Source organism: Sphingomonas psychrotolerans (assembly GCF_002796605.1).
Lineage (GTDB): Bacteria > Pseudomonadota > Alphaproteobacteria > Sphingomonadales > Sphingomonadaceae > Sphingomonas > Sphingomonas psychrotolerans.
Window position 1 is genome coordinate 1,363,360 of record NZ_CP024923.1, and the last position, 14,985, is coordinate 1,378,344.

General features: G+C 66.0%; 8 protein-coding genes. 5 read left to right on the forward strand and 3 right to left on the reverse strand.

Features of this window, described 5'->3' with window-relative positions:
- The first annotated feature begins 8 nt into the window (after positions 1 to 8).
- The 3 genes from CVN68_RS06060 to CVN68_RS06070 are packed head-to-tail and all read left to right on the forward strand — an operon-like array spanning position 9 to position 5,907.
- Positions 9 to 2,750, forward strand: a complete 2,742-nt coding sequence (locus tag CVN68_RS06060) for a DUF5695 domain-containing protein (protein ID WP_199560220.1) — start codon at positions 9 to 11, stop codon at positions 2,748 to 2,750.
- Positions 2,750 to 4,549: an Svx/AvrXca family virulence/avirulence protein gene (locus tag CVN68_RS06065; RefSeq protein ID WP_100281398.1), complete on the forward strand. Its 1,800-nt coding sequence runs from the start codon at positions 2,750 to 2,752 to the stop codon at positions 4,547 to 4,549. The genes CVN68_RS06060 and CVN68_RS06065 overlap by 1 nt, the downstream gene beginning before the upstream one ends.
- Complete coding sequence (locus CVN68_RS06070) at positions 4,546 to 5,907, forward strand: peptide MFS transporter (RefSeq protein ID WP_100281399.1); 1,362 nt, start codon at positions 4,546 to 4,548, stop codon at positions 5,905 to 5,907. Before CVN68_RS06065 ends, CVN68_RS06070 begins: the two co-directional genes overlap by 4 nt.
- Positions 5,908 to 5,941: 34 nt before the next feature.
- On the opposite strand, the gene CVN68_RS06075 is transcribed toward CVN68_RS06070, so the two are convergent.
- The 3 genes from CVN68_RS06075 to CVN68_RS06085 all read right to left on the reverse strand — a co-directional run bounded on the left by CVN68_RS06075 (position 5,942) and on the right by CVN68_RS06085 (position 13,127).
- Positions 5,942 to 7,960 (reverse strand): glycoside hydrolase family 97 protein, encoded by a 2,019-nt coding sequence (locus CVN68_RS06075; protein WP_100281400.1) that lies wholly within the window; start codon positions 7,958 to 7,960, stop codon positions 5,942 to 5,944.
- A gap of 75 nt (positions 7,961 to 8,035) precedes the next feature.
- The gene (locus CVN68_RS06080; RefSeq protein ID WP_100281401.1) at positions 8,036 to 11,431 is read right to left on the reverse strand and encodes a TonB-dependent receptor; all 3,396 of its coding nucleotides are present in this window, start codon (positions 11,429 to 11,431) and stop codon (positions 8,036 to 8,038) included.
- A gap of 169 nt (positions 11,432 to 11,600) precedes the next feature.
- On the reverse strand, positions 11,601 to 13,127 hold the full coding sequence (locus CVN68_RS06085; protein ID WP_233503604.1) for an MFS transporter: 1,527 nt from the start codon (positions 13,125 to 13,127) through the stop codon (positions 11,601 to 11,603).
- Positions 13,128 to 13,174: 47 nt separating this feature from the next.
- Between CVN68_RS06085 and CVN68_RS06090 the strand changes: the two genes are divergently transcribed.
- The gene (locus CVN68_RS06090; RefSeq protein WP_100284242.1) at positions 13,175 to 14,188 is read left to right on the forward strand and encodes a LacI family DNA-binding transcriptional regulator; all 1,014 of its coding nucleotides are present in this window, start codon (positions 13,175 to 13,177) and stop codon (positions 14,186 to 14,188) included.
- Positions 14,185 to 14,979, forward strand: coding sequence for an IclR family transcriptional regulator (locus tag CVN68_RS06095; RefSeq protein ID WP_100281403.1), 795 nt, complete (start codon positions 14,185 to 14,187; stop codon positions 14,977 to 14,979). The genes CVN68_RS06090 and CVN68_RS06095 overlap by 4 nt, the downstream gene beginning before the upstream one ends.
- Positions 14,980 to 14,985: the final 6 nt, after the last annotated feature.

Here is a 14,985-nt window from a genome sequence, read left to right on the forward strand (position 1 = left end):
GAGACATCATGCGCACTGCCCGTATCTTCGGCCCCGCGGCCCTCCTCCTCGCCGGCGCCTCGTCGGTGGTCTGCGTTCCCGCGCTGGTGGCGCAGGAGCAGCCCAAGCCGGTCTACCCGCCGGTCCACACAACCCCTTACAAGGTGGGCAGCTTCGAAGTCGCCTTGCGCAGCGACACCCAGACGCTCGCGCGTCTCTCCCCCGCCGCCGAGCCCGCGTTCAGCTTCGTCCCCACCGCGCGTGAGCCTGAGCGCGCGGGCGACGGTTACAATCATATCGGCGATCTGAACCTGCGTGTCCGTGCGCCAGGCGGCGAATGGCGCGACTTCGCCTCGGCGCACGCGCGCAAGCCGATCCGGCTGCTTCCGAAAAGCGGCAAGGTGATCGCAGCGGCGGACATCACCGCGAGCATGGGCGCCGACGCACCGTTCAAGGTCGAGCGCCGCTGGGTGGACGAGGCCGGGCTGCTCGGGCTGCGCTTCCGCATCACCAACAGCTCGAAACAGCCGCTCGAGATCGGCGCGCTCGGCATGCCGATGGTGTTCGACAACATCATCACCGATCGCAATCTCGACCAGGCGCATGCCGAGGCGAGCTTCGTCGACCCCTATATCGGCCGCGACGCCGGCTATCTCCAGGTCACCCGGCTCAACGGCCAGGGTCCGGCGCTGCTGGTGCTCCCCGAGAAGGGGAGCCCGCTCGAGGCCTATGCCCCCCTCAAGAACCCGCGCGAGGCCAAGGAGTCGATCTTCACTGACAAGAGCCAGCGCGGCCAGACCTCGGAAGGCTTTTACGACTGGACCGTCCACAGCATCGGCTATGCCGGCCGCGAGTGGAAGGATGCCGGCGAGCAGTGGAACGCCCCCACCGGCCGCACCCTCGCGCCCGGCCAGACGATCGAAGTCGGTGTGCGAATGACGCAAACGCCGTCGATCCGCGGAATCGAGGACAGGCTGATCGCCAGCAAGCGCCCGGTCGCCGTCGGCATCCCCGGCTATGTCGTGCCAGCCGACCAGACCGCGACTCTGTTCGTGAAGGCACCGAGCGCGATCCGCCAGATTGAGAGCTTTCCCGCCGGTGCGGTAGAAGCGACGCCCGCCGGCAACCAGAAGGGCTGGGCGAAGCTCAACGTCCGCGGCAAGCAATGGGGGCAGGCACGTCTCACCCTCACGTACGCCGACGGCCAGGTGCAGACAGTCAGCTATTTCGTCACCAAGCCGCTCGAGCAGACCATGGCCGATCTCGGCCGCTTCTCGACCACGAAGCAGTGGTTCGAAGGCAAGGGCGATCCGTTCGGCCGCTCGCCGGCGATCCTGACCTATGACAACGAGGCGAAGAAGATCGTCGATCAGGATCCACGCGTGTGGGTCGCGGGGATGAGCGACGAGGGCGGCGGCGGCTCGTGGGTCGCGGCGATGATGAAGCAGCTCGACAATCCCGACCCCGCCGAAGTCGCCCGCCTCGAGCGCGTGGTGACCGAGACCGTGGTGGGCAACCTCCAGGTCGCCGAGGGGCCGCAGGCTGGCGCAGTCAAGAAGAGCCTGTTCTATTACGACCCGGTCAAGTTCCCGAACCTCTACAAGGACCCCGACAAGTGGAAGTCGTGGACCTCGTGGAAGGAAAAGGACGCCAACGACCTTGGCCGCGCCTATAACTACCCGCACGTCGCGATCGGGCATTGGGTGCTCTATCGCACCGCGCGCAACCATCCCGGGCTGGTCAAGACGCACGACTGGCGCTGGTATCTCGACAAGGCCTACGTCACCACCGTCGCGATGATGCGCGACGCGCCTTACTATGCCGAGTTCGGGCTGATGGAGGGCGACGTGTTCGTCGACATCCTCAAGGACCTCAAGCGCGAGGGGCTGACTGCCGAAGCCACCGAGATGGAGCGGCTGATGAAGAAGCGCGCCGATCACTGGCGCACGCTAAAATTCCCGTTCGGGTCCGAGATGCCGTGGGACTCCACCGGCCAGCCCGAAGTCTATGCATGGATGCGCTATTTCGGTTACCAGCCGCAGGCGGACGTGACCAAGGAAGTGATCCTTGGCTACGATCCGACGATCCCGAGCTGGGGCTATAACGGCAATGCCCGCCGCTATTGGGACTTCCTCTACGGCGGCAAATATTCGCGGATCGAGCGCCAGATCCACCATTACGGTTCGGCGCTCAACGCCGTGCCGCTGTTCGACGCCTACCGCCAGAACCCGAAGGATCTGCACCTGCTGCGTGTCGCTTATGGCGGGATGATGGGCGGCATCACTAATATCGACCAGACCGGCTTCTCGTCGGCGGCGTTCCACGCCTGGCCCGATATGATGAAATGGGATCCAATCAGCGGGGATTACGGCATGGGCTTTTACGGCCATGCGCTGACCGCGGCGACCTACCTCGTCAACGACCCGACCTTCGGCTGGCTCGGCTTCGGCGGCGACGTGACGCTGGGCAAGGACGGCGTGCAAGTGCAGCCGAAGGACGGCGCGCGGTCGCGCGTCTTCGTCGCACCGGCGGGTGCGTGGATCACGCTCGACGCCGGCAAGATCGCCAATGTGGTCTACACGCCCGTAAACGGCGCGATCATGCTGATGCTCGATCCGGCCACCGCGACGACGCCGACGGCGCGTTTGCGGATCGAGACGACCATCCCCGGCGCAAAGACGCTGACGCCTTCGACCGGCACGCTGGAGCGCGACGGCTACACCATCCCGCTCGGCAGCGCGCCGACCTTCATCAAGCTCAGCCCGCGCTGATGCGCCTTTTCGCCCTCGGGGTTGCGCTGGTCGTGGCCGGCGGCAGCGCGCACGCGGCGCCCGTATGCGTCGCGGGCAAATGGTCGCCGGTGGCCACCAACCCTGCCGACCCCAATGCGAAGCTGCCGCTGCGCTACGAGACGCCGCATTTCGCCTTTCACTGGTCGGGCGACCTCGTGTCGCCCGAAATTGCAAAGGCGGCCGGCGAACACCTTGAATATGTCTGGTCCTATTTCCTCGGCACGCTCGGTTTTCCAGAGCCCGATTGCGGCACGGCAGCGAAGCGCAAGGCGAACGTGTTCATCGACGCCAGCTACGGCCTCACCGGCGGCGTCGATGACGCCGGCAATATCGGCATGTGGATCGGGCCGGGCGGGCTCAAGGACCGCTTCGGCCTCGCGCATGAGCTGACGCATTCGCTCCAGGGCGGCACCGGATCGTTCCGCGACACGCCTTATGGCGGCTGGCTGTGGGAGAGCCATGCCAACTGGATGACCACCCAACTCCCCGAATTCCGCGGCAACACGCATTGCTCGGTGTTGTCGGTCAACTATCCGCATCTCTATTACGGCTCGAGCCGGGTGCGCTACTGCAACTGGCAGTTCCTCGAATATCTCAAGAACCGCTTCGGCTATGCCGTGGTCAACGACATCTGGCGCAAGGCGCCCAAACAGGGAACTCCCGACGCGGACCAAGCCGATCCGGTCGAAGTGCTGATGCGCAACCAGGGCTGGACGCTGTCGCAGCTCAACGACGCATTCGGCGACTGGGCGATGCACAACGCCCATTGGGATTACACCAACCCCGACGGATCGGATCAGGGCGCGGTCTATCGCCGCGAATATGGCGGGTACGCGCCGCAACTCGCCGACCGGCTGCTGCGCACCACCATACTCGACCCGCTCGACCTCCCCCTGCGCCGCTTCGCGGTGCCCGCCGCCTGGGCGCCGCAGCGCTGGGGCTACAACATCGTCAAACTTAACCCCGATGCCGGCGCGGCAAGCGTCACCGCCACTTTCCGGGGCGTCGTCCAGCCCGCCGCCGCCGCGACGCTGCCTGGCCTCGCGGACGAGCCGATCACCCTCCCCGCCCCCGCTTCTGACTGGCGCTGGGGACTGGTCGCGGTCGATGCCGCGGGCAAAAGCCGCTATTCGCCACTCCAGCGCGGCGCCGACGGCACCGCCACGATCGCCCGGCGGCCCGGCGACCAGGGCCTGTACATGGTCGTTGTCGGCACGCCCTCGCAATTCCACCATATCCGCTGGGAACAGCCCTATCATTCGATCTACCGCTATCCGTGGATGGTGCAGCTCGCCGGCGCGATGCCCGCGGATTCAGCGCGGATCGCCGGCGGAAAGCGTCATCCGAACGGCGGCGGCTGGGTCGCCGCGGGCGCGAGCGTCGACGCGACTGCCTATGTCGGCCCTTACGCCCGCGTGCTGTCCGGCAGCGTGCGCGATCATGCCCGCGTCGAGGACCACGCCGTGGTCGATGGCGGGCAGTTGCTTGGCAAGGCCCGCGTCTCCGCGCTGTCGATCATTCGCGGCAACACCATCGTGAAGGACGACGCCCGCGTCGCCACGACCTTCCTCGGGATCGGCGAATATGAGAAGAACATCGTGCTCTCGGGTAACGCACAGCTCATCGGCGATGTCGAGCAGCGCGGCGCCTCCTTCGCCCGCGGTGTCTTCTCCGGCTTCGTCGAGCAGGCGATGGTGCGCGATCCCAAACGCGGCGCCGATCTGACAAATGCTCCGCCCGAAGTCACTTCCACTCCCAATTATGTGTGGCGTAAATGACCGAGGCAGCCGCAACGCATAGCGAGCGTACCGCCCACCCGAAGGGACTGGCTTTTCTCGCCGCCACCGAGCTGGCGGAGCGCTTCTCTTATTACGGGATGACCGCGCTGCTCGCGCTCTACCTCGTCAAGCAATTGCTCCTGCCCGATCACGCCGGGCAGGTCCTCGGCCTTGCGCAATTGCGCGCCCTGTTCGAGTATCGCGGCCCGATCTCGAACCAGGCTTTCGCCTCGCTGATCTTCGGCTGGTATGGCGGCCTCGTTTATTTCACTCCGATCCTCGGCGGGCTGCTTGCGGATCGCTGGCTGGGCGCGCGGCGTACCGTGATCCTCGGTGCCTTGCTCATGGTCGGCGGCCATCTCGCAATGTCGTTCGATGCGAGCTTCCTCGCCGCTTTGGTCATGCTGATCCTCGGCTCGGGCTGCCTCAAGGGCAATATCGCGGCGCAGGTCGGCGCGCTCTATCCCCCCGACGCCGAATCGCTGCGCGCCCGCGGCTTCACGCTCTACGCAACCGGCATCAACATCGGCGCCGTCCTCGGCCCGCTGGCGACGGGCAGCGTCGCGACGCTGTACGGATGGCACGCCGGCTTCGCACTGGCGGCCGCGTTGATGCTGGTGGCGTTGTGCATCTATCTCGCCGGGCAGCGTCACTTCAGCGACACCGGCCCGAAACGCGGCGACCGTCTGGTATTGCCCCCGCTAACCGCCGAGGAGCGCCGCAGGACCTGGGCACTGCTCGGCCTGATCGCACTGACCATTCCGGCGAACATCGCCTATCCGATGATCTGGAACATCGGGATCGTCTGGATCGACCAGCATGTCGACTTGCTCTCGCCCTTCGGTGCGGTCCCGGCGAGCTGGTTCAATTCGGTCGAGAGCTTTTCCAGCATTGCCGTCGCGGCGCCGCTGGTGGCGCTGTGGGCCTGGCAGGCGCGGCGCGGGCGCGAGCCCGGCAGCATCGTCAAGATAGGGCTGGGGTCGGCGATCGTCGGAGCCGCGGCTTCGCTGTTCGCGCTGGGCTGTCTCGCCGCCACCGCGGACGGCCGGGTTTCAGTATTATGGGCACTCGCCGGCTTTATCGGCATGGGTGTGGCGTTCATGTGGTTCTGGCCGATCCTGCTCGCTTTGATCTCGCAGGCGGCACCGGCGAAGTTCAAGTCGACGCTGATGGGCGGCGCTTATCTGTCGCTGTTCGTGGGTTCGACGCTGATGGGCTGGGTCGGCACCTTCTATGACCAGATGAGCAATACCGCATTCTGGACGCTCGACGCCGCAATCGCCTTTGGTGGCGCGCTGCTGATCTTCCTCGCGCGCAAACCGCTGCACCGCGCCCTCGCTCCCGCACCGTCCGGCTGAAGCCCCCTTTCCCGCCTTCCCGGCGGCCGGACGATCAGCGGAGCTGCCGAAAGCGGATGGCCGTGCCGCCTCCCGCCGCAAGCGAAAGGTCGAGCACATCCGCGCGAGTCACGATGCGCTTCTCGATCCGATAGGCTTGCGGATTGGTGCGATAATCGGCCTGCGCACCGTCGGCATAGATCTGCGCTTCGTAGCGCGCACCGGGCGACAGGAAGGTCAGCGGCTGGCGCAGCGCGCGCGCATTCTCGTCGTTGATTGCGCCGAGATACCAGTCCTCGCCGCCCCGCTCCTGCCGTGCGACGACGACATAGTCGCCGATCTCGGCCTGCAGCGTGCGCGACTGCTCCCAATCGGTCGGCACATCCTTGATGAACTGGAAAGCATCGGGCCGCGCCTCATAATTCTCGGGCAGATCGGCAGCCATCTGCACCGGCGAATAAAGCACGACATATTCGGCGAGCTGGGTCGCCAGCGTCGACTGGACGCGGCGAGTCAGCTCGGTCTGGCCATGGGCGAGATCGAAGATGCCCGGCGTGAAATCCATCGGCCCGGCGAGCATCCGGGTGAACGGCAGGATGGTGAGATGCTCGGGCGGGTTGGTCGGCACACCCCAAGCGTTGAACTCCTGCCCGCGCGCGCCTTCGCGGCTGATCAGGTTAGGCCAGGTGCGACGCAGGCCGGTATCCTTTACCGGCTCGTGCGCGTCGATCGCGATGCGGTGCTTCGCCGCGATCTCGGCGACGCGCTGATGGTGGCGGACCATATATTGGCCGGCGAACCATTGCTTGCCACCCGCTGCATCGACGATCTCGCCGCTGTGGCGGACATAGCCGGTCTTGACCACGTCGACGCCGAGCTTCGCGTACATCGCCATCGCGTCTTCCAGCTGCGCCTCGTAATTCTCGACCGCGCCGGCAGTCTCGTTGTGCCCGATCAGCCGGACGCCCTTTCCGCGCGCATAAGTCGCCAGCGCCGACGCGTCGAAATCGGGATAAGCGCGTGTGAAGCTGAACTTCTCGCCATTGGCGATCCACTCGCCGTCCCAGCCCTGGTTCCAGCCCTCGACCAGCACGCCGCCAAAGCCGTGCTTCGCGGCGAAGTCGATATGGCGTTTCACGTTGGCGGTGTTGGCGCCGTGGCGCCAGCCGCTGCCCCAGGTCGCGTGGTTGAGGTGCATCTCCCACCAGATGCCGATATATTTGCCCGGCTTGAACCACGAGACATCGCCCAGCTTGTTGGGCGCGTTCAAGTTGAGCTCGATCCGGCTGTCCGCCAGCGCTGCGGGGGAATCGCCGATCAGCACGGTGCGCCACGGGGTTGTGAACGGGCCCGTCTTCTCGGCCGCGCTGCCGTCAGGCGCAGGCATCAACGACGCAGTGAGCGTTCCCGTGCCGTTGCCGGCAAGCAGCATGCTCGGGAAATCGATCAGCGCCGCCTCATGGAAGGACAGATAGACGCCATTGTCGCCCTTCAGAGTCAGCGGCGTCTCGGCGAGCGTGACCCGTCGCGCGTCGGTCTGGGTGTAGAGATATTCGTCGCGCTCCTGCCCGAGCGCCTGATACCACCATGCCTGGTTGCGCCCGACCGGACGAAACTGGGTGCGATCGGCGATTACCTTCACCGGCTGTCCGGCGGGGATCCCGCCATAGCCGTAACGCAGCCCGATGCCGTCATCGAACACGCGGAAGGTGATGTCCACCGCCCGGTTTAGCGGGGTATCGCCGGCCAGCGTGACCACAAGCTCGTTATGGCGGTCGCGGATCACCCGCTGCTCGCCCCAGGGCTGCTCCCAGCTCGCATCGACCGAGGCCCGGCGCGGATTGGCGAGCGCAGTGAACCGCGCCACCTGCTCGCCCTGAAAGCTCAGCCCCAGCTCGCCCGGCGCGAGCACCGGCACGCCGTGGCGGCTGACTTCGTACACTGCCCGGCCGTCGTGCACGTCGACGCACAGCTCGATCACCTTGCCCGGCGATTGCGCGCACTCGCGCGCCTCGGCTGCGGCAATGCCGTGCGCGAGGACGGCGAGCGAGACGGCGGCACGGCGAAGACGCATGGGGAAAATCCTTTGCGGAGCCCGAAAAAGAACGCGCCGCCGCAGGGGTAGTCGCGGCGGCGCGAAGGAGGGTCCTCAGAATTTGGCGCGGACGCCGAACTGGAAGCGACGATCGACCCGGCTCCATGCCGAGTCGAGATAGACCGGCCGCGCTCCCGGCGTCGCCGGGGAGTCGCCGAAGATCTGCTGTTGGTACACGCTCTTCGTGTTGAGCAGGTTCGACGCGTCGACCGATAGCTCGAGGAAGCGATTGACCGACAGGCGCAGCGATCCGTCGAGATAGCCCGCCGCCTTCTGGAACACCGGAAGCCCGATGCAGCAATCGAGATTCTGGGTCAGGTAGCGTGAGCGCCAATTATAGGCGAGGCGGAAGCCGATCGGCCCCTTCTCGTACAAAGCCACTGCATTGAAGGTGTGCTTCGAGATCCCCGCGAGCTGGTGCGAGTCGATCACCGATCCGGTGCCTCCCAACGCCGGCTGCCCCGCCCCGACCGCGCCGAGATTGGCACTCGACGAGGCATTGAGCAGGTTCGAATTGTTGATGTCCGACTGGTGGACATAAGTGTAGTTGAGCTGCGTGCCGAGCCCACTGAGCAGCCCGGGCAGGAAGTCGAAGAACGACTGGAAACCGGCCTCGACCCCCGTCAGCTTGCCGCCTTCGTCCGAATTGTTCGGGCCGAGGATCTGCACCGTCTGGCTCGACCCATTGTTGGTGAAGGTCCGGGAAAACTGGCCGAAGCTGATGCTGTTGTTGAGCTTCTTGTAGAAACCGGTCAGCGTGATCGAGCTGCTTCGCCCCATATAATGCTCGAACGACAAGTCGAACTGGTCGGCGGTCACCGGCTTGAGCGCGGCGTTGCCGGCATTGGCCTGGAACACGAAATTATAGCCGGTGACATTCGCCGCGGTGTGCGCCGCGGTGGGCGAATTATAGACGATATAGGGCGAGTCCGGCGTGGTGTTGAGGATCGGCGCGTTCATCGCGACGGTGTTGCGCAGGAAGCCGATATCGGGCCGCGACATCGCCCGCGAATAGGCGAAGCGGATGAAGCTCTTGTCGTCGAGCCCGAACCGCACGTTGAAGCTCGGCAGCCACTGGGTGCTCGACGCCTTGTAGGTGTCGGGGGTGAAGCCGCCATTGGCGAAGGCGCGGATCGCCGGCGTCAGATAGCAGCTCGGATTGACGATGTTGTTGCCGCTGAGCGGCGTGCCGCAAGCGGGCAGATTGTCGAAGATGTTCGCCGCCGGAAAAGCAAGGCTGCCGTCGCTGGTCTCGCGCGTCTTGACGACGCGGACGCCGACATTGCCGACCACGCTGACGCCGCCGATCATCTTGTTGTCGCCGCCGAAGCGCAGCATCAGATAGGCCGCCTCGGTCTTTTCCTGGACCCGCAGCACTTCGCCGGGAGTGAAGCAGTCGTCGACGGTCGCCTCGGGACGGTCGCAGATCGCGGTGTAGCCCGATCCGACGGGCGAGCGGGTGGTCGCGCCGCCCAGCGACGTGATCAGCTTGCCGAAATCCTTGAGTGTGTCGCGGTTGAGGAAGACGAGCGGTCCGTTCGGGAAGACCTTCTCGTCATAAAGCTCGCCCATCGAATAGCTTTCCCAGATACCCGCGCCATAGCCCTTGAAGTCCGGGTGGCCGACATTGCCGCCGCAATTGCCGGTGTTCGTCGGATAGGCGCCGCCGGTGGTGTTGTCGGCGTTGAAGCCGGGGCCATTGCAGTTCCAGTTCGCGGCGATCGGCGTCCAGTTGAACGTCGAATAGCGGACATTCTGCTTGCGATCGGCATAGCGGACGCCGGCCTTGATCGAGTCGAACCAGCCGCCTTCGCCGAATTCATATTCGAGGTCGCCGCGCAGTGCGAGTTCGTTGGCGTCGTTATCCTCGACATGGCCCTGGATGAACGGGATCCAGTAATTATGCGCGTTGGCCAGCCCGCCCGACGCGTAATTCACGTTCGAGCCGGGCAAGAGTGCGATCTGAGGGGTGCCGTCCTCATTGGTGCTGTACTGGAAATTCGCCATCGATCCCGAGGCGACGAGGATGTCGTTATTGTAGGTCGAGGCATCGATATATTGTGCGTCGAAACTGGCGTGCAGCCGCTCCGATACGTCCCATTGGAAATTGGCCGAATAGTCGCGCGTGCCTTCGCGGTGGGCGAAGTTCCGCGCCTCGTTCTGCAAATACAGCCCGTAGCGCAGTGTCGTGCAGACCGAGGGTGCGGCGCAATTGTTGACAAACGGAACGCCAGGAATGGCCGAGCCCGCGTTGATCGCCGCCTGCGTGCTCTCCCAGGTACCGCTGAAGCTGCCGTGCCCCTGCGTGAGAATGCCCGACTGGAGCATCCCGTTCGCGCCGAACACCAGCGCCCCGCTGCCGTCCGCCGGGCCGAGCACGCTCGACGTCCGCGGATTGAAGGCGGGCGTTCCGAAATAATTGCCCTCGAGCACCGTGTGGCTGGCGCGCTCGAACCAGCCGTTGCGATAGTGCGAGTCGATGAATTGCAGCGACGCCCGAACGGTGCCGGCGTTGTTCTCATATTGCGCGGCGAGCGCGATGCCGCGGCGCTTGCGGTCGTAATCGACTTCCGAATAGCGGATGCCATCGGGCGCAAAGCGGAAGCCGCTGCCGCCGAAGGGGTTAGCGGTGCAGCCGATGCTGCCGTCGGCGGTCACCGTGCCCGCGGCCGGCGTGCCGAAGCCGGCGGTGCAATAAGTGTCGATCTTGTCCATGATCACGCTCTCGGTGCGCGTGACGACATGGCTCTGGGCATAGCTGGCGAGCAGACCGAAACGGCCGACCGCAGTCTCGAAGGTGTTGCTGATCAGCCCCGAGAATTCCGGCGTCCAGCGATCCGAGCGATCGCCATAGTTCATCCGGAAATTGCCGGTGACGAGCAGCCCCTTCTGATCGAATGGCAGTCGCGTGCGCAGATTGACCGTGCCGGCAATGCCGCCCTCGATCATCTCGGCGGTCTGGTTCTTGTAGGCGTCGACTCCCGCGAGCAATTCCGGCGAGACGTCGTTGAACTGGAGCCCGCGCGCCGAATCGGCCGAGAAGCTGTCGCGCCCGTTGAATTCGGTGCGCACCTGGGTGAGGCCGCGGATCAGCACGCCGGTGGGCTCGCCCGACGGGTGGGTGCTGTCGTCGGCCGACTGGAGCCGGCTGACGGTAATGCCCGGCACGCGCGCCAGCGCTTCGGCGGCGGACTTGTCCGGGAACGCGCCGATGTCGGTCGCGGTGATCGAGTCAACGAAGGTGTCGGAATTCTTCTTGATGTTCTGCGACGTGTCGAGCGCGGCGCGCACACCGACGACGACAATATCGGCCTCGGCCTCACCCTGTGCCGGCGGAGCATCGGCTGTCTGCGCCAGGGCGGCGGACGCCGCGCCGATCGCGATCAACGCGCAAAGCGAGACGCTGCCTCGCAATGCGCGGAATCGCCGCGTTGAATGGAAATTCGTCATGCATACCTCCCCATGTGCTCCGCTTTTCGCGGATGCGGTTCGAGCCCGGCTGTGCGCCGCCCCTCGGCTGCATTGAATTGCGTAATTTTGCACGGCTTGCAAGCGGATTATTATAAGGCACTTCGATTGAAATCGCCTTTTATGCCCGAATAGTTTATGCAAACTTGCATTAAGTGGCCGATGCTCTTGGAATCGTCAGTGCCAAGCACGCGCCGATCCCCAGCGCCACTGCGGCGCTCGTCATCGCACCGGCAGGCGCGCCGCCGAACGGGATGCGAACCAGCGCGCCGAGCGTCGCCGCGGCGACGAGTTGGGGCAGCACGATGAAGATGTTGTGGATGCCCATATACACGCCCATCTTCCGCGCCGGCACGCCGTCCGACAGCATCGCATAGGGCAGGGACAAGATCGCCGCCCAGGCGATGCCGATGCCAATCGCCGGCAACCAGAGATCCCCGGCCCGGACAAAACTCGCGAAGCCGAGCAGCCCGAGCGCGCCGCAGGTCAGGCAGAGCGCATGGCAGGCGCGACGGCCAATGCGACGGGCAATCGCAGGAAGCCCCAGCGCCACCAGCGCCGCAATGGCGTTGTACTCGGCGAACAGCATGCCCACCCAGTCGGCGCTGCGGCCATAGCCGGCCGACCCCGGGTCACGGCTGGCGGGATCGAGCGCGGAGACTGCGGGGATCGCATAGACCCAAAGCGCGAACATCCCGAACCAGGTGAAGAACTGGACGAGCGCCAGCCGCTTGAGCACCGGCGGCATGTGGAGGATGTCCTCGACGATCACCACCATGCCGATCGAGGTACGCCCGCGCCGCCGCAGCGCCACCGCGGCGAGCTGGAGCAGCCCGAACACCGCGGCGATGCCGGCGATCAGATAGAGTTCGCGCGGTGCCCGCAGCGCCGCCGTGAGCGCCGCGATCAACGCCCCGCCCAGCGTCCAGCCGACTCCGCTCAGCGCCAGCGCCGCGGCACCGCTCGCACTCGGCATCTCGGGGTGGACGATGTCGGCAGGACCCCCGAGCAGTTCCGGCGGACGTTCCGGCGTGGTCGCGACCGACCAGCCTACGGTCACCAGCAGCAGCACCGCGCCGACCGCATAAGCGGCGGACACAGTGTCGCCCCCTCCCCCCACGCCGAACCAGTTGGTCAGCATCCACGGCAGTGCAGAGGCGAACACCGCGCCCGCGCCGATGAAGAAAACCTGCAGCGCAAAGGCCGAGGTCCGCTGCGGCTCGGGCAAGGTATCCGCGACCAGCGCGCGAAACGGCTCCATCGCGATGTTGATCGCAGCGGTGAGCACCCAGAGCATCAGGCAAGCGGACCACAAGGTAGTCACGCTCGGCATCGCCAGCAGCGCCAGTGCGGTGAGCAGCCCGCCAGCCAGGATATAGGGCCGCCGCCGCCCCAGCCGCCCCCAGGTCCGGTCACTCAGATGCCCGACCACGGGCTGGACCAGCAGCCCGGTGATCGGCGCGGCGATCCACAGCAAGGCGAGCTCGTCGACATCGGCGCCGAGCGTCTGGAAGATCCGGCTGGTGTTGACGTTCTGCAGGCCCCAGACGATCTGCACGCCGAACAGGCCGAGGCACATGTTCCACAGATGCCAGACGGCGGGGCGGCCCGAGGCAACGCGATCCGAACCGCCGGCATCCGACGATCGCCTTCTGATCGCTTGCAAAGTCCCCCTCACGATGCGCTACTATGGCCGTCTTCGGCGTTGCCGTCAGTCTGGGTCCGATGGGTAGCAATAGCAACAACAATACCACCCTGCAGGATCTCGCGACGCTGGCCGGCGTGTCGGTGTCGACAGTGTCGCGCGCGCTCAACGATCACCCGCTGATCAGCACACGCACCAAGCAGCGCGTCTGGGCGCTGGCGCGCGATCATGATTATCCGTTCAAGCCCACGATGCCCTCGGGCCCGATCGGTGCGGTGGGATCGATCGCGATCGTCACCCCGGTGATGCGCGGCCGGCCGCTGCCGCTGTCGCACCCATTCTTCCTCGAATTGCTCGCCAATATCGGCGAGGCGGCGCGCGAGCGCGACTGCGACTTCACCGTCAGCCACACCGCGCCGACCAGCTTCGACGATCTGGTCGCGAACACCACCACCAGCCGCGCCGACGGCGTGATCTTCCTCGGCCAGTCCATGCTCCACGAGGAGTTCAACCGGCTCGCGGACACCAATGCGCGTTTCGTCGTATGGGGCGCGCAGCTGCCGGGGCAGCGTTATTGTTCGATCGGCTCGGACAATCTGCTCGGCGGCGGGCGCGCGACGCGGCATCTGGCGCGGCTCGGGCGGCGGCGAATTCTATTTCTCGGCGGCAGCGATCCCGAGGCGATGCAGCGCCGCCGCGGCTATTCGGAAGCACTTGCCGACAGCGGGCTCGAAGCGGATCCCGATTTGATCGTCTCGGTCGAATTCGAGCTCGAATCGGCTTATGCGGCGGTGAGCGGTCTACTGCGCCGCGGCACGGCGTTCGACGGCATTGTCGCGGCAAGCGATCTTATTGCACTCGGCGCGATCCAGGCGCTACGGCGCGGCGGCAAGTCGGTGCCACAAGACGTGTCGGTGGTGGGCTATGACGATATGCTGCTCAGCCGGCTGAGCACGCCGACGCTGAGCACGGTGCGGCAGGATACGTTCGCGGCGGGCCGACTACTGGTCTCGCGGATCATGGACAAAGACGACCATCAGGAGAGCAAGAGGTTGCCAACCGAGCTTATTGTGCGCGAGTCCTGCGGCGGATGAGCGACGCCGATCCCCCCGAGCCGCCCCGCGAACGCGCCGGCAGCCAGACCTTGCTGCGCGGCCTCGACATCATCGAGCAATTGAGCGGCGAACCGCTGCGCATCGCCGAAGTATCGGACCGGCTCGAGCTGACCTTTCCGACCACCCAGCGGCTGGCCTATGCGCTGATCGACCGCGGCTTCCTCAAAAAGCTCCCCAGGGGCCAGCTCGCGCTCGGTCCCAAGCTCGTTCAGCTCGGCTTCCTCGCGCGTGAGCAGATCGACATGCTCGGCCTCGCCCGCGCCGGCGCGGATGCATTGTGCGACACAATCGGGCTGTGCGTATTCATCGGCGCGCGCGACGGCGACGTGGCGCTCCATCTCCACCGCGCGATGGGCCGGCAACGCATCGAAGTGGCGACTCGCCCGGGAACGCGGCGCGCGCTGGCCGATACCGGCCTCGGCAAGGCACTGATGTTCGACGACACGCCGGCGGCGTGGGCGCGGCTGTTCATGCTGGCGCGGCCCGAACAGGATGACGGAGCCACCGCGATCGACGAGATGCGCGCGCATGTCGCCGCCGGCGTGGTGCTCCATCACAGCACCAGCGACGACACGATCCGCTCGGTCGCCGCGCCGGTCCGCGATGCTTCGGGCGCGATCGTCGCCGCGTTGAGCGTCGCCAGCCCGGTCCAGTATCTCGACGAGGAAAAGATGGGCGAGATCGCGCCGCAGGTCCTGCGGACGGTGCGCGAGATCAGCGCCGCTTTGGGTTGGCGCGGTGCTGACGCGCAGAAACCGGAAGGAAAATAGTTCAGT

Excerpts from the sequence above, each read along its gene's own strand:
- CVN68_RS06080 (WP_100281401.1), bottom strand. The coding sequence starts at position 11,431 with ATGACGAATTTCCATTCAACGCGGCGATTCCGCGCATTGCGAGGCAGC.
- CVN68_RS06095 (WP_100281403.1), top strand. The coding sequence starts at position 14,185 with ATGAGCGACGCCGATCCCCCCGAGCCGCCCCGCGAACGCGCCGGCAGC.
- CVN68_RS06070 (WP_100281399.1), top strand. The coding sequence starts at position 4,546 with ATGACCGAGGCAGCCGCAACGCATAGCGAGCGTACCGCCCACCCGAAG.
- CVN68_RS06075 (WP_100281400.1), bottom strand. The coding sequence starts at position 7,960 with ATGCGTCTTCGCCGTGCCGCCGTCTCGCTCGCCGTCCTCGCGCACGGC.
- CVN68_RS06065 (WP_100281398.1), top strand. The coding sequence starts at position 2,750 with ATGCGCCTTTTCGCCCTCGGGGTTGCGCTGGTCGTGGCCGGCGGCAGC.
- CVN68_RS06060 (WP_199560220.1), top strand. The coding sequence starts at position 9 with ATGCGCACTGCCCGTATCTTCGGCCCCGCGGCCCTCCTCCTCGCCGGC.
- CVN68_RS06090 (WP_100284242.1), top strand. The coding sequence starts at position 13,175 with ATGGGTAGCAATAGCAACAACAATACCACCCTGCAGGATCTCGCGACG.